Source organism: Streptomyces roseofulvus (genome assembly GCF_039534915.1).
Taxonomy (GTDB): domain Bacteria; phylum Actinomycetota; class Actinomycetes; order Streptomycetales; family Streptomycetaceae; genus Streptomyces; species Streptomyces roseofulvus.
Genome location: NZ_BAAAWE010000001.1, coordinates 636,957 through 654,419, shown reverse-complemented (window position 1 = coordinate 654,419; position 17,463 = coordinate 636,957). Strand labels below are relative to the sequence as shown.

Below are 17,463 nucleotides of genomic sequence, written 5' to 3'. Positions count from 1 at the left end.
GACCGGCTGCGCCACGACACCCGGGACACCGGACCGCCCCGTGGATCCGCGCCGACGGCCGGCGAACCCCTCCGTGAGCCCGCGGTCGTGGTGCCGCCCGCCGCGCGCCGCCCCATGGGGCCGGTCGGTCCCCTCGGGGTCGGGACCGTTCGGCCCTCCCGACCACCCCCTTGGCCACTGCGCCGGGCCCCGCCCGCACGCGAGAGTGGAGACGCGGAGCCGGACCGGGCTCCGCGCCCGGACAGCCCGTCGGGGCTGCGCCCCGACGCGTAGACGAGGAGCGGAACGATGACCGGAGCCCACGTGGAACGCAGGCACAGCCTCGTCCCCGACTTCGACACCTGGTTCGGCCGCGAGTTCCCCGGGCTTCCCGGGTGGCGCCCGGCCACGGCCGCCCACTCCATCCCGGTGGAGGTCACCAGCGGCGACGGCTGCTCCGTGCTGCGGGCCGAGCTCCCCGGCATGGACCCGGACGACATCACCCTCACGGTCGACGACAACCTGCTCACCGTGCGGGCCGAGCACGGCGAGAGCACCGAGGACAAGGACCACTCCGAGTTCCGGTACGGGGTCTTCCGGAGGACCGTGCGTTTCCCGGACCCGATCCCCGCCGACGACGTCGAAGCCTCCTACGCGGACGGCATCCTCACCGTCCGCGTCCCGACGCCGGCGCGGGAGGCCCGGGCCGCGCGGACCATCCCCGTGCGGCGGGCCGGCGCGGGCGGCGACGGAGAGGACCGGTCATGAGAGCGAAGCGTGTGCTGGTCGCGTACGGCAGCAAGCACGGCGCCACCGCGGGCATCGCCGACGAGATCGGCCGGACCCTGCGCGACGACGGGTTCGACGCCGACGTCCTGCCGGCGGACACCGTCACCGACGTCAGCGGCTACGAAGGCGTCGTCCTCGGCGGAGCCCTGTACGGGGGACGGTGGAACGGCAAAGCCCGCAAGTGCGCCCGTCGCAACGCGGAGCAGCTCCGCGGGCGTCCGGTGTGGCTGTTCAGCAGCGGTCCCGTCGACAGCTCCGCCGAGCAGCACGAGATCCCGCCCGTGCGGGGTGTCGCCCGCAGGATGAGGCAGCTCGACGCCCGTGAGCACGTCACCTTCGGCGGCGCCCTCACCGCCGGCAACCCGGATCTCGTCGCCCGGGCCATGGTCCGCCACGGCAAGGGCGGCGACTTCCGCGACCCGGCCCGCATACGGGAGTGGGCCCACCGCATCGGAGCTGAACTGGGCACGACGGACTGAGCCGTTCCGCGCTCGGGCCCGGGGACAGGCCCCGGAGGTGCGCCATGACCGAACACGAACACCCGTTCCGCCTGCCGGGCGCCGACCGCGGCCGGCGCGTGGCCGTGGTCGTCGTCCTGACCATCGCCCTGATCTGCGGTGCTGTCGCCACCGGATCCCTGTGGGCCTTCGCGGCCCGGACGGACCGCGCCCGCGCCGCCGAGCTCCACCAGGTGACGGCGACCACCACGGGACCGGCCAGGGAGTCGCCCGCGCTCTCCAGGAGCGGGACGGGGACGCGGGCCGTCGCCCCCGCGACGTGGGAGTACCCGGACGACGTCAGGCGCTCGGGAACCGTCGACGTCCCGCCCCGGACACCCCAGGGGCGGAGCGTGACGGTCTGGGTCGACGACGCCGGAGCACCCGTCAGGCGGCAGGACGACGCCGCCGACCGCCTGCTGACCTCGGTCGTCGGCGGCATCGCGACGGCCGGCGCGGTCGGGGCGACCGGGGCGGCGGCGCTCGCGCTCCTCCGACGGCGTTCCGCCGGCCGCACCCTCGCCGCCCTGGAGCGCGAGTGGGAACAGGTCGAACCCGTCTGGTCCGGCCGGCTCCGCCGGGGGAGCGGCCCCGGGGCCGACGACGACTGATCACATGACGACCGGCCCCGCGGCGGCGTCAGGCCACCGGACGGGGGGCCGGTTCGTCGCCGCCCTGGTCGAGGCGGAAGGGCGGGCAGGCGTCGGTCATGAGGCTCGCGCAGGCGGCGACGCGCAGCACCCGGCGGTTCAGGCAGACGATCAGGTCGAAGAGGTCACGCCGATACCCCCCCTCCCCGCCGCCGGCGGGGAGGGGGGGTATCGGCGCCCCGCCGTCCGCGGTCACGCCTCGGCGGCGAGCGTGAGCCCGCACCGCACGTCCACCACGCCCTCGACGGCGCGCGCCAGACGCTCCGCGACGGGGATGAGGGTGCTGTCGCGCACGTCGCCGGTCAGGGTGACGACACCGGCCTCGACACGGACCTCCACCCGGTCCCGCGAGAGCGGGAACAGTGGGCCGACGACATCGCCGCGGATCTCCTCGGCGAGTTCCTCGTCCGGGCGGAGGAAGACCTTGAGCAGGTCGGAGCGGCTGACGACACCCTGGATCACACCGTCGTGGTCGACGACCGGCAGGCGCTTGACCCGGCGCGTGGCCATCAGACGGGCGGCGTGCGGCAGGGCGGCGTCGGGACCGACCGTGACGGCGGGCGTGCTCATGAGATCGGCCGCCAGGTCCGAACCGGCCTTCGCGGTGGCGTCGCGGCGGCGCAGCTGTTCCACCATGCCGAGACGGTGGCCGTGGAACTCCTCCTTGAGCAGCAGGTCCGCCTCGGACACCACTCCCACGACCCGCCCCTCGCCCTCCAGGACGGGGAGCGCGGTCACCTTCCAGCGCTCCATGGCGGTGACGATCTCCTTGAAGGAGGTGTCGGGCCGAACGGCGATGACCCTCTTCGTCATCACGTCGGCGACGGTGAACGGTCGCGCGGTCATCTCGGTCTCCTTCTCAGCGGGCGTAGGCCGGCGCTGCCGCGCCGGTGCGCGGGGCGACGCCGTCGAGGAGGCGGCTGCGGGCGCGTGCCTCAGGGGAGAGTTCGTCCGGCAGGGTCCGTGTGGTGGTCATCGTGTCCTCCAGCCCTTCGCCCCCAGGTTCCCGCCGGGTCCGTGGCCGCCGGCAGGGCCGCGCAGGTCCCGTCGCGGGGCCGAAGGGCCCTGCTCAGCGGACCAGGACGGCCTCACCGGAGCGCGGCACGACGGCCGTCCAGCCCAGTTCGCGGTCGAGACGGTCCCGCAGCGTCTCCGAGGCGGCCGGTTCGCCGTGCACCAGATAGACGGTGTGCGGGGCGGGAGCGCCCCGGAGCCAGTCGACGATCTGGTCCGCGTCGGCGTGGGCGGAGAAGTGGGGCACGTCGGCGACCTCGGCCCGCACGGGGACGTACTCGCCGAACATCTTCAGCGTGCGGGCCCCGTCCACGAGGTCCCGGGCGCGGGTGCCGGCCGCGGCGAAGCCGACCACGACGACGGCGTTGCGCGGGTCGGGCAGGAGCCGGTGCAGGTGGTGCAGGACCCGGCCGCCGGTGGCCATGCCGGCCGAGGAGACGATGACGGCGGGGCCGTGCGCGCTGTTGATGTCGATCGACTCCTGGACCGTGCGGGCGGCGAGGAACGGGGCAGGGCTCAGCGCGGCCTCGCCCTGGGCGAGGATCCCGGGCCGCAGCTGGGGGGACCGCTCGCGGACGGCGTCGCGGTAGACGTCCAGCGCGGCCAGGGCCATCGGGCTGTCCACGTAGACGGGCACCGAGCGGGGCAGCACGCCGGTCTCGCGCAGCCGGGTCAGCTCGTGCAGGACGACCTCGGTCCGGTCGATGGCGAAGGCCGGGATCACGACGGTCCCGCCGCGGGCGAGCGCCCGGGCGATGGCGGCGGCGAACTCCGCGCGTCCCGATTCCTGGTCGTGCCGGCGGTCGCCGTACGTCGACTCCATGAGCAGCACGTCGGCGCCCGAGAACGGCTCGGGCGGCAGGAGCAGAGGGTGTCCGGGCCGACCCAGGTCGCCGGAGACGGCGAGGGTCCGGCCGTCCTCCAGAGTGAGGCGGGCCCAGGCGGACCCCAGGATGTGACCGCCGTGGTGGAGCGTCAGCCGGGTGCCGTGCAGGAGCTCCACCTCGGAACCGACGGGGACCGGGTCGAAGAACGACATCGTCTTCTCGACGTCGCTGTCGTCGTACAGCGGTTTCGCCGGGCGGTGCTTCGACCAGCCGTGCGCGTCGGCGTGCCGGGCGGCCTCCATCTGCAGGCGGGCGCTGTCGCGCAGGACGATGCCGGCGAGGCGGGCCGTGTGCGGGGTCGTGAGGATCGGCCCCCGGAAGCCCTGCCGCACCAGGCGTGGGAGGTAGCCGCAGTGGTCCAGGTGGGCGTGGGTCACGACGACGGCGTCGACGTCGGCCGCGTCGCGTGCGAAACGGTCCCAGTTGCGCCGGCGCAGGTTCGCGAAACCCTGGAAGAGACCACAGTCGACAAGGATCCGGGCATGATCGCTCTCGACGAGGAACTTGCTGCCGGTGACCGTCCCCACACCGCCCAGGAAGCTGAGCAGGGCCGGTCGGGGGGAGGCGGGCACGGGATACGGGGCTGCCTCGGACATGGGCGGGGCCTCCTTGCGTCACGGGGCGGGCGCTCGCACCGGCCCACCCCCACCCTGGCGCCGCGCCGGGCCCCGCGCAAAGGGCCCTCGGACCCCGCCGGGGGGCCGGACGGCCCATGCGCGCCGGCACCCCGTCCGGTCGGCCCGGCCGTGGGGTCCGCGCGGCGGGGCCGCGGACCTTCCGGGAAGGGGCTGCCATGAGGGCTCCCGTGTTCCGGGGGACGGGCCGTGTCGCCCGGCGGCAGGTGCCTGATCCGGCCCTCGACGCCGTGACCGCCCGGGGCGCCGGATGAGCCGACGTCCTCGGACCGGTTCCGTCCCGCCCGGCGCCGCCGTCCTCGACACCGACGGCGTCCTGATCGACTCCGCCGCCGTCCACGCGGCGGCGTGGAAGACGGCGTTCGACGCCTGCCTCGCCGAGTGGGCGGGCGGGACGGCGCGGCCGGAGCCGTTCGACGCGGACGCCGACTACCGGCGCTACGTCGACGGCAGATCCCGGTACGACGGGGCCGCGGCGTTCCTGGCCGCCCGAGGCATACGCCTTCCCGCCGGAACGGCCGGCGACGGGCCCGGCTGCACGACGGTCCGGGCCGTGGCGGCACGCAAGGAGGAGGCGTTCGGGACCGCTCTGCGCACGTGGCCGGTCGCCGTCTTCCAGGACGCCCGGCGCGCGCTGACCGGGCTGCGCGCGCTCGGCGTGCCGTGCGCGGCGGTCTCCGCCTCCCGGCACGCCCGGGACCTGCTCGCCGCCGCCGGGCTGGACCGGCTCCTGACCGCCGTCGTCGACGGAGCGGAGGCGGCCCGGCTGGGACTGCCGGGCAAACCGGACCCCGCCCTCTTCCTGCACGCGGCGCGCACCCTCGGTGCCCGCCCCCGGGAGTGCCTGGTCGTCGAGGACGCCCTCGCGGGGGTCGAGGCGGCCCGCCGCGGGCGTTTCGGCCTCGTCGTCGGTCTCGACCGCACCTCCGACCGGCACGCCGGCCCCGACCTGCGCGACCGGGGCGCCGACCTCGTCGTGGCCGACCTGGTGGAACTGCTGGAGACCGTATGGGGGGCCGTCCCGTGAACCGGAGCTCCAGGTGGACATGGCGGTACGAGGGGTACGACCCGGCCCGGGAGCGGCTGGTGGAGGCGCTCTGCACCCTCGGCAACGGCCGGTTCGCCACCCGCGGGTCCGCGCCGGAATGCCGGGCCGACGCCGTCCACTACCCGGGTACCTACCTCGCCGGTTGCTACGACCGGCGCACCTCGCTCGTGGACGGCCGCGCCGTCGACAACGAGGACCTGGTCAACCTGCCGAACTGGACGCTGCTGCGGTACCGCTGCCTGCCGGAGGACCGTCCCGCCGGTGAGTGGCTCACCCCCGACTCCGGGCGGCTGCGCCACCACGACGTCCGGCTCGACCTGAGAAGCGGGGTGCTGGTCCGGACCCTCTACTTCCGGGACGACGAGGGGCGTGGTCTGCGCGTCGGGCACACCCGGTTCGTGCACATGGGGGACCCCGCGTCCGCCGCCCAGCTCACCACCTTCCACGCCTACGGCTGGAGCGGTGAGATCGAGGTCGAGTCCGTGCTCGACGGCGACGTCGTGAACGCCGGCGTCGAGCGGTACCACCACCTGGAGGGCCGTCACCTCACCGGTCACCGGACCGAGGTCCGGCCCGGCGGGGTCGCCGGCCTGTCCTGCCGTACCCGCTCGCCGGGACACGTGGTCGCCATGGCGGTCCGCACGGACACCGGGCCCGCACGCCGCACGCGGACCACCGCCACCTCGACCGGCACCGTGCAGGTGTACCGCCTGCCCGTCGCCCGGGGCCGGCCCGCGCGGGTGGTCAAGACCCTGGCCCTGCGCACGTCGCTGGACCGTCCCTCGGGCGAGCCGCTCACGGCGGCCCTCGACGCCGTCGCCCACGCGCCCGCCTTCCCGCGGCTGCGGGCCGCCCACGAGGCCGCCTGGCGACGCCTCTGGGACGAGGGGGAGCTGCGTGTGCCGGGGGAGGCGGGGCGCGTCCTGCTGCTGCACGTGTTCCACCTGCTGCAGACGCTCTCCCCGCACACGGCCGACCTGGACGTCGGCGTGCCGGCCCGCGGACTGCACGGCGAGGCGTACCGGGGGCACGTCTTCTGGGACGAGCTCTTCGTCCTGCCCTACCTCGGCCTCCACTTCCCCGAAGTGGCCAGGTCCCTGCTGCTCTACCGCCACCGGCGCCTGCCGGCCGCTCGCGAGGCGGCCCGCCGCGCCGGCCGCCGGGGTGCCATGTTCCCCTGGCAGAGCGGCGGTTCGGGCGAGGAGGAGACCCAGCGGCTCCACCTCAATCCGCGCTCGGGCCGCTGGCTGCCCGACCACTCGCACCTGCAGCGACACGTCGGCTCGGCCGTCGCGTACAACGTCTGGAAGTACGTGCGCGCCACCGGTGACCACGGGTTCCTGCACCGCGAAGGGGCCGAGATCCTCCTGGAGACCGCCCGGTACTGGGCCGGCTCCGCGGTGCGCGACCCCGAGCTGGGACGCTACCGGCTCCGCGGCGTGGTGGGTCCGGACGAGTACCACGACGCCTACCCGGGGGCGCCGGACCCGGGGATCGACGACAACGCCTACACGAACGTCACGGCCGCCTGGGTGCTCGCCCGCGGCCTGGACCTGATGGCGGAACTGCCCGCGGCGCGGTGCGCCGAGCTGCGGGAGCGGTTCGACCTGCACGACGAGGAACTCGCCTTGTGGGACGACGTCTCGCGCCGCCTGCACCTCCCCTTCCACGGCGGTGTGGTGAGCCAGTTCGAGGGCTTCGGGGAGCTTGCGGAGCTCGACTGGGAGGCGTACCGGGCCCGCTACGGGGACATCCGGCGGCTGGACCGGATTCTGGAGGCCGAGGGCGACACCGTCAACCGCTACCAGGCGTCGAAGCAGGCCGACACCCTCATGCTCGGCTACCTCTTCCGCCCCGAGGAGCTGGCCGCCCTGTTCGCGCGGCTCGGCCACCGGCTGGACGACGAGATCTGGCGCGCCACGGTGGAGTACTACCTGCGCCGCACCAGCCACGGTTCGACCCTCAGCAGTCTCGTCCACGGCTGGGTGCTGGCCCGGATGCAGGGCCCGGGCGCCTGGCGGTACTGCGAGGAGGCCCTGCTCGCCGACGTCGCCGACATCCAGGGCGGCACCACGGGGGAGGGGATCCACCTCGGGGCCATGGCCGGCACGGTCGACCTGGTGGAGCGGGGGATCACCGGCCTGGAGGCGGGCCCCGACGGTCTGCGGGTGGACCCGGTGGACCTGCGGGAACTGCCGCGGTTCGCCTTCACCCTGTGCTGCGGCGGTCACCGCGGCGTGCGGGTGCGGGTGCTTCCCGGCCGACTCGCGGTACGGGTCCCCGCCGGCCCGGGCGGGCCGCTCGCCCTCGTTCTGCCGGGAGGGCGGCGATGCGGCGTGCTTCCGGGCCAGGAGCGGTGGTTCCGGCTGTGACGGACGGGGCGCGGCGCGGGCTCAGGCGAGGTCGAGCACGTCGGAGACCGGCCGCCGGGGCGTCGCCCGGCCCGTCGGCCCGTAGCCCAGTCGGAACACCATGTGGACGTAACCGACCGCCGAGAGCGGATCACGCGCGTCGAAGCGGAGTTCGGGCCATTCGAGGGGCTGCGACATGAGGGACGCGGCAAGTCCGTCGAGGGTGGCCTGGAGGAGGATCCGCTGCATCGCCTGACCCGCCTTCAGCCATGCCTCCGGGGTGTCGTCCGCGGTGCCGAGGAGGGCGATCTGCGGCTTCTTCTCGAAACGCTCCGACGGGCGGGCCGCCAGTCGGCCCCGTCCGCCGAACTCCCTGACCGGTGCCGTCACGTCGTACTGTCGCGGACCGAAGGCGTAGGCGGGGATGCCGTCGTCGGCGGCGTCGTGTCCGGTCTCGCCGGTGCGCGTCCAGGCGGCGATCTCCGCCCGTACCGCCTCGTCCGCCGCCTCGAACAGCTCGGAGGCGTGCACGAGGCCCATCACGGTGTCGGCGTGCCAGTCCCCGGGGACGACCAGACGGCAGTCCTCCAGGAGGGCGGCGGCCCGGAGACCGTCGAACAGCTCGCCGGGGATCCGCTCCTCGGTGAAGGGGAAGCGGCTGGTGTGCCGGCGGGACAGGGCGGGATGCAGGAGGTCCAGCCCGTCGTCGGCGCCCTCGGGGGCGTCGAACCGGACGTCGGCGAAGTGCCACGGGTCACCGGGGGACGGCAACAGCCGTACGTCGGGGCGCAGGCCCCGGTGCACGGCGGCCACCCGCAGACCGAGCAGGGCCGCGCCGCACCCCAGATGGAGGGCGCGGTGGTCGGGGTCCTGCCGGGGCATCGCGCGGGCGGGGTCGCCGCGCAGCTCCACGGTGCCGGACGCCTCGCGGAGGACGAACCTCCAGGGCTGGGCGTTGTGCATCGACGGCGCCGTGACGGCGTCCTCGACGAGAGCCGTGACGAGCGGGAGGGGCAGGATGGTGGGGAACACGTCGGGTCCTGTCTGTGCGGAGACGGTCAATCGGAGAGGTCGTACGCCGCCCGGGCGGACGACGGCGCGAGGCCGTGGCCTTCGTCGCGGGCGGACAGCCGGTCCACGACGGTGACGACCCCGTCCATCCGTTCGGTGAGCCGCAGGAGCGTCACGACCTGACCGCGGGTCCGGAGCCGGCCCGCGAGGGTGACCACGCCGTCCAGCACGTGCACGTCGACGGCGTCCTCGGACAGCGCCATGGCGTCGGCGAGGATCTCCTCGCGGATCCGGCGCCTGATCTCGGGATCCGGGCGCAGGAAGACCCGCAGCAGGTCGCGGCGGGTCACGATGCCCACCAGCCGCTCCTCCTCGTCGACCACGGGAAGGCGCTCCACACCCCGCCGCACCATCAGACGGGCGGCGTCCGCCGCGGCCTCCTCGGCGTGCACCGTCACCGCCGGCGCGCTCATCACGCCCCGGACGGTCGGCGCCCGGCGGGCCAGCAGGTCGCTCTCGGAGACGACTCCGACGACGTGGTCGTCGTCGTCCACGACCGGGAGTCCGCTCACGTCGTGCTCGGCGATCAGCTTGGCCACCTCGCGGAACGTCGTGCCGACGAGCGCGGTGACCACGTCGTCGGTCATCAGACCACCGACCTTCAACTGCTTCATCGCGGTCCTCCTCCTCGCACCGTCGACGGGGGCCGGTCCTTCGTCACCACCGTGCGCCGGGCGGAAGGCCGTCCGCGAGGGGCCGAACGGTCCACCCGAGGGCCCGACCGGGCCCGCCGGCGGGCCCGCACCCTCCTCCGGGACCTTCGGCCCGGCTTTCGGCCCCCTCAGGCCCTCCGGGTCCTCGTCGCCCCGTCACCGCCCGGGCGCGCTGCCCCGTCGTCGTGGTGGGTGACGCGGAGCACATCACCCAGGACCCGGCGGAGACCACCGCCGGCTGGGCGGCGAAGTACCCCGACGTACGGCTCACCCACGAGGTGCTCATCGGATCCCCCGTCGAGCTGCTCGCCGAAGCAGCCGAGCACGCTCTGGCCGTCGTCGTCGGACGCCGCGGCCGCGGCGGCTACTCCGGGATGCGCGTCGGCTCCGTCGTCCACGGCCTCCTCCACCGCGCCCACTGCCCGGTGATCACCGTCCCCGCGGAGTGACCACGCCAGGACCGCTGTCCGCGCGGACCCCCGTGCGCCGTGTTCCTTCCGGCGGCGCGCTCGTCAGGACCCGGCGAGCCACCCGGTCTACCGTGAAGGCAGGCACGGCGGGTGCCGTGCGTCCAGGACACGACCGGAGGCTCCGATGGGCGGGGAAGACGTCGAGGCGGCCGACACCAGGCTGCCGCGCCTCCGGCTCGACGAACTGCTCGACGAGCTCCAGGCCCGCATCGACGAGGTCCGGGGCACCCGAGACCGTCTCACGGGGCTTCTCGAAGCGGTCATGTCCGTCGGCAGGGAGCTCGACCTCCCGCACGTGCTGCGGGGCATCGTCGAGGCCGCCGTCGTCCTCGTCGACGCCCAGTACGGAGCTCTCGGCGTCATCGGCGAGGACCAGCGGCTCTCCGCGTTCCTCCCCGTCGGGATCGACGCCGAGCGGCGCGAGCGGATCGGAGCCCTGCCGTCCGGACACGGCATCCTCGGCGAGCTCATCCGCCACCCGGAGCCGCTGCGCCTGGCGGAGCTGTCCGAGCACCCGGCCTCGTACGGCTTCCCCGCCCACCATCCCCCCATGCACTCGTTCCTCGGCGTCCCCATCCGGGTCCGTGACGAGGTCTTCGGGAACCTCTACCTCACCGAGAAGCGGAGCGGCGGCGAGTTCGACGCCGAGGACGAGGCCGTCGTGTCGACGCTGGCCGTCGCCGCCGGGATCGCGATCGAGAACGCCCGGCTGTACGAGGAGGGGCGCCGCCGGCAGCGCTGGCTCGCCGCGAGCTCCGACTTCACCAGCGCACTGCTGTCCGGCACCGGCGAGGCCGAGGTCCTGGACGGAATGCTGGAGCAGGCGGTGGACATCGCGGCCGCCGACATGGGCGTCTTCTACCTGGTGGGCGCGAGCGGTGAACTGCGCGGCTCGCTGGCCCGCGGCGAGGGCGCCGATCTCCACCGGGGCGTCGTCCTGCCGAGCAGCGAGGGGACGCTCGCCGCCGCCGCGCTCGCGGAGAGGGACGGACTGGTCACCCTGACGGACGTCGAGAGCGACGAGCGGGTCACCGTGCAGCCCGAGCGCTGGAAGGGGTTCGGCCCCGCCGTGGCGGTCGCCGTGGGCACCAAGGAGCGGATGAGCGGCGTGCTCATCCTGGCCCGGCGGCGCGGGCGCGCCCCGTTCCTGAGCGCCGAGACGGCCGCCCTCCCCGGCTACGCGAGCCAGGCCGCCCTGGCCCTGGAACTGGCGGACCGCCGCCGCGACGCCGAGCAGGTCCTCCTCCTCGAGGACCGCGACCGCATCGCCCGCGACCTGCACGACCTCGCCATCCAGCGCCTCTTCGCCACCGGCATGACGCTCCAGAGCGCCCGGCGCTTCGTCGAGCACCCGGAGGCCGGGGCCCGGCTGACCCGGGCGATCGACGACCTCGACGCCACCATCAAGATCATCCGTTCGTCCATCTTCGGCCTCCGCGAACACGACACGCCCGGGGGCGCGCCCGGACTCAGGAGCCGGGTCGTCGGTACGGTCGACTCCGCCGCGGCCACCCTGGGATTCGCCCCCGCGCTCCGGATGGAGGGACTGCTGGACACGGACGTGCCGGGGGAGGTGGCCGACGACGTCGTCGCGGTCGTCGGCGAGGCGCTGACCAACGTGGCCCGGCACGCGGGCGCCCACCGGGCCGAGGTCGCGGTCCTCGCGGAAGAGGACGTCCTCACCGTGACCGTCAGCGACGACGGCGTGGGAATCCCCCGGGTCCGGGAGGACCGAGGACTGCGCAACCTCGCCGAACGCGCCGAACGCCTCGGCGGCTCGCTCACCGTCCGCGCGCAGGCGCGCGGCCACGGCACGGTGGTGGAATGGCGCGTCCCCCTGCCGACCCCGGAGGAGCCGTCCTACTGACCCTTCTCGGGGTGCTCGTGCTCATGGGCCTGCGCGGCGATCACGGCGGCCTGCACCCGCCGCTCCACCCCGAGCTTCCCGAGCAGCCGGGAGATGTGGTTCTTCACCGTCTTCTCCGACAGATAGAGCCGCTTGGCGATCTGCCGGTTGGTGAGGCCCTCGCCGATGAGCTCCAGCACGGACCGCTCGCGCTCGGAGAGCGCCGCGAGGCGCTCGTCCTCGGGCGGCCGGGCCGTCTCCGGAACCCGCAGCGAGCGCATCAGCCGGGCGGTGGTGGCCGGGTCGAGCATCGACTGTCCCGTGGCCACGGTGCGCACCGCCGACACCAGGTCGGAGCCCTTGATCTGCTTCAGGACGTACCCCGCCGCTCCCGCCATGATCGCGTCGAGCAGCGCGTCCTCGTCGTCGAACGAGGTCAGCATCAGGCATGCCAGCCCGGGCATCCGCGACCGCAGCTCCCGGCACACGGTGATCCCGTCCCCGTCGGGCAGCCGGACGTCGAGGACGGCCACGTCCGGACGGAGAGCGGGCCCTCTGGCCAGCGCCTGGTCGGCCGTCGACGCCTCGCCGACCACCTGCAGGTCGGGCTCGTCGTCGATCAGGTCACGCAGCCCCCGCCGGACGACCTCGTGGTCGTCCACCAGGAAGACCCGGGTGGGCGTTCCGGCGGCCGGAAGTTCCATCATGGCGACCCCTGTGCTCGATGGGCGGCGTACCCCCACAAGGATTGTCCGTCATGAGGTGGTTCCGTGGGACGTCGCAGGGGCGTCCGCGGCTCCGTCGAGCTCCATCCGGACGTCCACGACCCCCTCGACGGCCCGCGCGGCCCGCGCCAGCAGCGGCACCAGCGAACGGTCGGGGAGCGTGCCCCGAAGGGTCGCCACCCCGTCCGCGACGGCCACGTCCAGTCCCGCGAGGGCCCCGCCTCCGAGCACCGAACGGCGGACCTCCCGCTCGATCTCGTCGTCCTCGCGCAGGAACACCTTGAGCAGGTCGCTCCGGCTGACGACCCCTTCCAGCAGCCCCAGGTCGTTCACCACCGGAAGCCGCTTCACCCTGCGCCGGGCCATGATCCGCGCCGCCTCCGCGAGGGACGCGTCCGCGTGCACCGTCACCGCCGGAGCCGACATGAGGTCCCCGGCCCGCACCGCCCCGGCCTTCGCCGCGTCGTCGAACCGCCCGGGATCGGGATCCTCGCCGCGGTACGCCTCCTTCGGCAGCAGATCGGCCTCCGAGACGACCCCGACGACCCGCCCCTCCCCCTCCAGCACGGGAAGGGCGCTCACGGACCACTGGTCCATCAGGGCGACGATCTCCTTGTAGGACGCGTCACGGCCGACGGCCACGGCGGTGTGGCTCATGACATCGCTGACGGCGTAACGCGCGGGGACTGGGGCCTGCATGGCGCCTCCTCGGTGACGTCCCCCGCCATTCTCGGCGCTCCCCGGCGCGCGGGGGAGGGCCGAACGGTCCCCTCCCGCGCGGCCCCGTCCTCCCGCCGGCCGGCGTCCCACCGGTCGCTCACAGCGCCCGGCGACTCGACGACAGGGTCAGGGAGCGGACCCACGGTGCGTGGGAGAGCTCCTCGACCCCGCGGCGCGAGAGCGTGCCGCTGACGACGGACCGGTCCGCGGCCCCGACGTCCACGCCCGCGCCGCGCAGCACCTCGCACTGCGGTTCCGTGGGTGCCGCCGTCAGCACCACGGTCACCAGGAGGTTCCTGACCTCGGGACCGTCGTCGCCGGCCGCCACGGCGGCGGAGAGGGAGGCGTCGAGCTTCGCGTAGTCCATGGCCCGATTCTGTCCCGGCGGGTCACAGGAGCGACGCGTCGACGAACCCGTGCCCCCACTTGGGGTCGAAGGATCCGGGCGCCCCGCCGGGGATCGCGGCCGCTGCCGTCAGGAAGGAGCGGATCTTGTCGGGGTCGGCGCTGGGGTCTCCCTCCAGGAGCAGCGCGACGAGGCCCGCGACGAACGGGCAGGCCATGCTGGTGCCCTGGAGCGCCAGCAGGCCGCCGCCGAGCATGAAGGCCCGGCGCACGCCGACGGCGTCGCGGGAGAGCGCGGAGACGATCATCGCGCCCGGGGCGGTGACGTCCGGTTTCGGCACGCCGTCCCGGCGCGGCCCTTCGCTGCTGAAGCCCGCGATGTCGTCGTCGACCAGCCAGGTGGCCGTGCGCTCGGCGCCGTCGATGTCCCGCCACCGGGTGCGGGTCGTGGACGCGGCCACGGTGATCGCGGACGTCGCCGCGCCCGGCGAGCCGATCTTGAGCGCGTCCTGCACGGCCGGACCGCTGAACTGCGGCTGCGGATCGGCCTCCGCCCTGCCCAGGATCCAGACGTCCGCCCGGCAGCCCTGCCCGCTGACGTCCGCTCCGCGCAGGACGAGCCGCCACCGCCGCGACGCGCCGACCGGGGCGGACGCGGTGGGTTCGACGGCCACGAAGAAGTTGTGGTCGCCGTTGGCCGGGTCGGGGCCGGGCGTGACGATCTGCACGACGCCGTCCGCCAGGTCGTAGGCGCGGACCGGCGAACCGGCCGTCAGGACCGCCTGGAAGCCGGTCGAGTCGCCGGACGGGGACGTGACGGCGACGTCCAGCCGGTCGCCGCCCGCGTACCAGCCGTTGAGCCAGAACAGGTCGGGGAGGCCGTCGACCCGCCCCGGGTGGCAGGGCACGGACCGGGTGGCGCCCTCGGTCAGGGTGAGCCGCGCGTGGATGTCGTCCTCGCCCTCGTTGCCGGCGGCGCAGCACACGATCCTGCCGGGGCCGCTCTCCTCCTCGATGGCGAGGGACATGACGTCCGTGCCGTCGTGCGGGTCGGAGTGGCCGCCCAGGCTGAGGTTGACGACGGCCGGCATGCCGAGCTGCTCCGCCAGCCGGAAGACGTACTGCACGCCGTCGATGATGTGGGCGTCCTGGAAGTCCGTCTTGACCGCGACGATCCGGGCTCCGGGGGCGACGCCGTCGCTGCCGGCCGCGATCCCCGCGACGTGGGTGCCGTGTCCGTCCTCGTCGCGCGACAGCACGTCCGCGCCCGCCGCGAGGCCGGTGAACTCCGCCCCGTACCGGCCCTCGGGGACCCCGCTGCCGCCCACCAGGGTCTGGTCCCAGATGCGCTCGACCCGTCCCCCGAAGGCGGGGTGGCCGAAGAAGACACCCGTGTCGACGACGCCGACGAGCACGCCGGCGCCGCTCCGGCCGAGGCGGGTGCGGAACTCGGGCACGCCGGCCTTCGGCAGGGCCACGTCCAGGCACGGCCGCAGCTGCGCGGCCGGTGCGATGCGGCGCACCCCCGGCTGCGCGGCCAGCTCCTCCAGGGCGTCGAGGGGGACGATGCCGGTACGGATCGACCGTCCGCCGTCGTTGATCTCGGTGTCGCCCACGCCGACGGGCGGGGCGTCCGGGTCGCACTCGACCGAGACGACGACCCGCACCGGCTTGGCGCGCTGCTCGACGGAGACGAGCCCCATCATGCCCGCGGGCCTCCTCAGAGGAGCGCGGCGGCGGCCTTCCTGGACGTAGCGCTCATACGCCGCTGCCAGCGGCGGCGCCAGCTTCTCGACGGTCATGACCGTCTCCTCCTCGTGTGTCGGCCCCCGTCTGCCGCGTCAGCGTCCACTCCCGGAACTCCGGATGACTCCTCAGGTGCCGGAGGTCCGGGTCGCCTTCGAGGGAGTCGAACCAGTCGTCCGGCAGCTCGGAGTTCCGCATCGAAGCCGTGAGATGGTCGAGCGCCAGGGTCGCGGCCTCCGCCGTGCGCCCGGCCCAGCCGCCGTCGCCGCCCGCGGGAGGCGGGCCGATCAGCCGGGCGTAGAAGCAGGCGGCGTTGTACTGGACGAGCCCCGCGATCTGGATCCGGCCCTGCGCCTCGCCGTCGCTCGTCGAGCGGGCGGAGGCGGCCCGGTACCGGCGGCTCCTGTCGTACCCGCACGCCGTCCGCAGCCGCTCCTCGCACGCCGCGAAGTCGGTGCCGTCCGCCCGGAGGTGCGCGAGGGACGGCACGGTCGCCTCCGGGCCGAACCGCTCGTGCAGGCCCCGGGCGAGGATCGCGGCGTCGACGGCGGCGCGGGTCTGGGCGCGCAGGCTCCCGGCCGGCCGGACCAGCTCCCGGTAGAGCCCCCGGGTCTCGGTCGCCCACCAGCCCCGGAGCAGCGGGACGGCCTCCAGATCCGCGCGCAGGGCGGTGAGCACGTGGAGCGAGGCGTCGAGGAAGTGCTTCCGCGCCGCGGCCCGGCTCACCTCCCCGTCCGGTCCGGCCGCGGCCGGGAGACGCGCGTCGGTGAGCGCCCTGTCCAGCCGCCTCCGCCAGGCCGGGTCGGCCAGCCAGGCGTCCAGCCACTCGTCCACCAGGTCCAGGACGATCCCGGCCCGGTAGCGGGGCTGCGCCATCGCCGGGTACGCCGTGATGAGCCCCAGATAGATCTCCAGGGCCTGGAGGTACCCGTCCGGCGTGCCCTCCTTCAGCAGGCCCAGTTCGGAGCGGGCCAGGCCGTTGGACGGGTCCAGGCCGACCGCGGCGCTGAACTCCCGCTCGGCGCCTTCCTTCTCGCCGCCGTTGCGCAGGAGGTCGACGCCGTCCCGGTAGTGCCGCAGCCCGCGGCCGTTCTTGGCGCGCCACTTGGTCCAGCGCGGAATCCCCACGGTGCTCGCCACGGCGAGCTGGGCCACCGTGTACGCCGCCTTGTAGACGGCCTCCTCCTCGGTCCTCTCCCAGTAGGTGTCCTGGAGGACGCTGCGGCGCGTCGACCTCTCGGTCATGTTCACCGTCACGCCGTAGCCGGTGTCGGACCGCTGGACGTGGCCGGTCAGCCGCCAGCCGCGCTCCGGGAACGCCGACTGCCAGGCCAGGGCGAGCAGTTTGGTGACGAGGTCGCCCTCCTTGGGCTTGGCCTCGTAGAGCACGGTGGGGAGACTGAGGACCGGCTCGCCTCCGGGCAGCGGCGGCGGTGTCTGCACCTGGGTGGCGAGGACGGTGCGCATCTTCGCGGTGCACGTGGCCGCGTGGCGGCCCGCCGCGCCCGCACCGTCGGTGTCGCCCTGCGGATCGGCGTAGAGCAGGTCGTCGACCTCGATGGCGATCGAGTCGCCGCGGGCGTTGCGGATCTCCAGGAGCCGCACGAACCCGACGAGCAGGGCGCCGAGGACGATCCAGGTGACGACGCCGGGGGAGAAGGGGTACGCCAGGTCCTGCTGCGGGCCCAGGCAGAGCACCCCGCGCTCCATCAGGCAGCCCGCGGTGACGCCGAGCCCGTCGGCGACGGAGACGTCGATGGTCCGCCCGCCGGTCGTGGACGCGGCCGCCAGGGACACCTTCACGGCGAGCACGCACCACGTGACGAGCGCGGCCAGGAGCAGCAGCCGGCTGGTCCACCGGGACACCAGCGGCGCGGCGAGGAGCAGTCCCGCACCGGAGGCGAGGACGACCCACAGCAGAACCGGCAGCCACCAGGGGTCCATCGGGGGACACCACCCTACGCGTGCACCCTATACGTACTTCGTACGCTTATGTGTTATATGCTGCTCCGGCGGGGACAGAGGCGTCAAGGTGGT

At 74.7% G+C, this 17,463-nt stretch carries 16 protein-coding genes and 1 pseudogene; 7 read left to right on the top strand and 10 right to left on the bottom strand.

Annotated features, from left to right (window positions below; translation table 11 throughout):
- Positions 1 to 288: 288 nt before the first annotated feature.
- From ABFY03_RS03115 to ABFY03_RS03105, 3 genes are read left to right on the top strand one after another with little or no spacing between them, the layout of a single operon-like run.
- Entirely contained in the window at positions 289 to 747 is a 459-nt protein-coding gene (locus ABFY03_RS03115) for an Hsp20/alpha crystallin family protein (RefSeq protein WP_319012489.1), read from the top strand.
- On the top strand, positions 744 to 1,247 hold the full coding sequence (locus ABFY03_RS03110) for a flavodoxin domain-containing protein (protein WP_319012488.1): 504 nt from the start codon (positions 744 to 746) through the stop codon (positions 1,245 to 1,247). The genes ABFY03_RS03115 and ABFY03_RS03110 overlap by 4 nt, the downstream gene beginning before the upstream one ends.
- Before the next feature lie 44 nt (positions 1,248 to 1,291).
- Positions 1,292 to 1,876 carry an Rv1733c family protein gene (locus ABFY03_RS03105; protein WP_319012487.1) on the top strand — a complete coding sequence of 195 codons (585 nt, stop codon included), beginning with the start codon at positions 1,292 to 1,294 and terminating at the stop codon, positions 1,874 to 1,876.
- Positions 1,877 to 1,904: 28 nt separating this feature from the next.
- Here ABFY03_RS03105 and ABFY03_RS03100 read toward each other — a convergent pair whose 3' ends face one another.
- The 3 genes from ABFY03_RS03100 to ABFY03_RS03090 form a co-directional block, all read right to left on the bottom strand.
- Entirely contained in the window at positions 1,905 to 2,111 is a 207-nt protein-coding gene (locus tag ABFY03_RS03100) for a hypothetical protein (protein WP_386723749.1), read from the bottom strand.
- Positions 2,108 to 2,761 carry a CBS domain-containing protein gene (locus tag ABFY03_RS03095; RefSeq protein WP_319012485.1) on the bottom strand — a complete coding sequence of 218 codons (654 nt, stop codon included), beginning with the start codon at positions 2,759 to 2,761 and terminating at the stop codon, positions 2,108 to 2,110. The genes ABFY03_RS03100 and ABFY03_RS03095 overlap by 4 nt, the downstream gene beginning before the upstream one ends.
- Positions 2,762 to 2,984: 223 nt before the next feature.
- Positions 2,985 to 4,412, bottom strand: coding sequence for an MBL fold metallo-hydrolase RNA specificity domain-containing protein (locus tag ABFY03_RS03090; RefSeq protein ID WP_346169085.1), 1,428 nt, complete (start codon positions 4,410 to 4,412; stop codon positions 2,985 to 2,987).
- A 289-nt stretch (positions 4,413 to 4,701) separates the two neighbouring features.
- On the opposite strand from ABFY03_RS03090, the gene ABFY03_RS03085 reads away from it, so the two are divergent.
- Both ABFY03_RS03085 and ABFY03_RS03080 read left to right on the top strand, forming a co-directional pair.
- Positions 4,702 to 5,478, top strand: coding sequence for an HAD family hydrolase (locus ABFY03_RS03085; protein ID WP_346169084.1), 777 nt, complete (start codon positions 4,702 to 4,704; stop codon positions 5,476 to 5,478).
- A complete protein-coding gene (locus ABFY03_RS03080) occupies positions 5,460 to 7,871 on the top strand; it encodes a glycoside hydrolase family 65 protein (protein WP_386723748.1) in 2,412 nt (803 codons plus the stop codon). The genes ABFY03_RS03085 and ABFY03_RS03080 overlap by 19 nt, the downstream gene beginning before the upstream one ends.
- Positions 7,872 to 7,892: 21 nt before the next feature.
- On the opposite strand, the gene ABFY03_RS03075 is transcribed toward ABFY03_RS03080, so the two are convergent.
- Together ABFY03_RS03075 and ABFY03_RS03070 are read right to left on the bottom strand one after the other, a co-directional pair.
- Positions 7,893 to 8,882, bottom strand: coding sequence for an Acg family FMN-binding oxidoreductase (locus ABFY03_RS03075; protein WP_346169082.1), 990 nt, complete (start codon positions 8,880 to 8,882; stop codon positions 7,893 to 7,895).
- Positions 8,883 to 8,908: 26 nt separating this feature from the next.
- A complete protein-coding gene (locus ABFY03_RS03070; RefSeq protein ID WP_346169081.1) occupies positions 8,909 to 9,535 on the bottom strand; it encodes a CBS domain-containing protein in 627 nt (208 codons plus the stop codon).
- Between the two features lie 263 nt (positions 9,536 to 9,798).
- On the opposite strand from ABFY03_RS03070, the pseudogene ABFY03_RS03065 reads away from it, so the two are divergent.
- Both ABFY03_RS03065 and ABFY03_RS03060 read left to right on the top strand, forming a co-directional pair.
- Positions 9,799 to 10,023 (top strand): annotated as a pseudogene (locus ABFY03_RS03065) (universal stress protein); the annotation flags it as partial.
- Positions 10,024 to 10,168: 145 nt separating this feature from the next.
- Positions 10,169 to 11,911, top strand: coding sequence for a sensor histidine kinase (locus ABFY03_RS03060; RefSeq protein ID WP_346169080.1), 1,743 nt, complete (start codon positions 10,169 to 10,171; stop codon positions 11,909 to 11,911).
- Here the strand turns inward: ABFY03_RS03060 and ABFY03_RS03055 are convergent.
- The 5 genes from ABFY03_RS03055 to ABFY03_RS03035 form a co-directional block, all read right to left on the bottom strand.
- Positions 11,905 to 12,597, bottom strand: coding sequence for a response regulator (locus ABFY03_RS03055; protein ID WP_346169079.1), 693 nt, complete (start codon positions 12,595 to 12,597; stop codon positions 11,905 to 11,907). The two genes, ABFY03_RS03060 and ABFY03_RS03055, sit on opposite strands and share 7 nt — an antisense overlap.
- A gap of 48 nt (positions 12,598 to 12,645) precedes the next feature.
- Positions 12,646 to 13,314 (bottom strand): CBS domain-containing protein, encoded by a 669-nt coding sequence (locus ABFY03_RS03050; protein WP_319012476.1) that lies wholly within the window; start codon positions 13,312 to 13,314, stop codon positions 12,646 to 12,648.
- 118 nt (positions 13,315 to 13,432) lie between these two features.
- The gene (locus tag ABFY03_RS03045) at positions 13,433 to 13,702 is read right to left on the bottom strand and encodes a hypothetical protein (RefSeq protein ID WP_319012475.1); all 270 of its coding nucleotides are present in this window, start codon (positions 13,700 to 13,702) and stop codon (positions 13,433 to 13,435) included.
- 22 nt (positions 13,703 to 13,724) lie between these two features.
- Positions 13,725 to 15,482, bottom strand: coding sequence for a S8 family serine peptidase (locus tag ABFY03_RS03040; RefSeq protein ID WP_319012474.1), 1,758 nt, complete (start codon positions 15,480 to 15,482; stop codon positions 13,725 to 13,727).
- A complete protein-coding gene (locus ABFY03_RS03035; RefSeq protein WP_346169078.1) occupies positions 15,439 to 17,370 on the bottom strand; it encodes a hypothetical protein in 1,932 nt (643 codons plus the stop codon). Before ABFY03_RS03035 ends, ABFY03_RS03040 begins: the two co-directional genes overlap by 44 nt.
- Positions 17,371 to 17,463 lie beyond the last annotated feature (93 nt).

What these genes read in the sequence shown, in the direction of transcription:
- ABFY03_RS03115 (WP_319012489.1), top strand. Translation starts at nt 289, where the DNA reads ATGACCGGAGCCCACGTGGAACGCAGGCACAGCCTCGTCCCCGACTTC.
- ABFY03_RS03110 (WP_319012488.1), top strand. Translation starts at nt 744, where the DNA reads ATGAGAGCGAAGCGTGTGCTGGTCGCGTACGGCAGCAAGCACGGCGCC.
- ABFY03_RS03105 (WP_319012487.1), top strand. Translation starts at nt 1,292, where the DNA reads ATGACCGAACACGAACACCCGTTCCGCCTGCCGGGCGCCGACCGCGGC.
- ABFY03_RS03095 (WP_319012485.1), bottom strand. Translation starts at nt 2,761, where the DNA reads ATGACCGCGCGACCGTTCACCGTCGCCGACGTGATGACGAAGAGGGTC.
- ABFY03_RS03090 (WP_346169085.1), bottom strand. Translation starts at nt 4,412, where the DNA reads ATGTCCGAGGCAGCCCCGTATCCCGTGCCCGCCTCCCCCCGACCGGCC.
- ABFY03_RS03085 (WP_346169084.1), top strand. Translation starts at nt 4,702, where the DNA reads ATGAGCCGACGTCCTCGGACCGGTTCCGTCCCGCCCGGCGCCGCCGTC.
- ABFY03_RS03080 (WP_386723748.1), top strand. Translation starts at nt 5,460, where the DNA reads ATGGGGGGCCGTCCCGTGAACCGGAGCTCCAGGTGGACATGGCGGTAC.
- ABFY03_RS03070 (WP_346169081.1), bottom strand. Translation starts at nt 9,535, where the DNA reads ATGAAGCAGTTGAAGGTCGGTGGTCTGATGACCGACGACGTGGTCACC.
- ABFY03_RS03060 (WP_346169080.1), top strand. Translation starts at nt 10,169, where the DNA reads ATGGGCGGGGAAGACGTCGAGGCGGCCGACACCAGGCTGCCGCGCCTC.
- ABFY03_RS03055 (WP_346169079.1), bottom strand. Translation starts at nt 12,597, where the DNA reads ATGATGGAACTTCCGGCCGCCGGAACGCCCACCCGGGTCTTCCTGGTG.
- ABFY03_RS03050 (WP_319012476.1), bottom strand. Translation starts at nt 13,314, where the DNA reads ATGCAGGCCCCAGTCCCCGCGCGTTACGCCGTCAGCGATGTCATGAGC.
- ABFY03_RS03045 (WP_319012475.1), bottom strand. Translation starts at nt 13,702, where the DNA reads ATGGACTACGCGAAGCTCGACGCCTCCCTCTCCGCCGCCGTGGCGGCC.
- ABFY03_RS03040 (WP_319012474.1), bottom strand. Translation starts at nt 15,482, where the DNA reads ATGACCGTCGAGAAGCTGGCGCCGCCGCTGGCAGCGGCGTATGAGCGC.
- ABFY03_RS03035 (WP_346169078.1), bottom strand. Translation starts at nt 17,370, where the DNA reads ATGGACCCCTGGTGGCTGCCGGTTCTGCTGTGGGTCGTCCTCGCCTCC.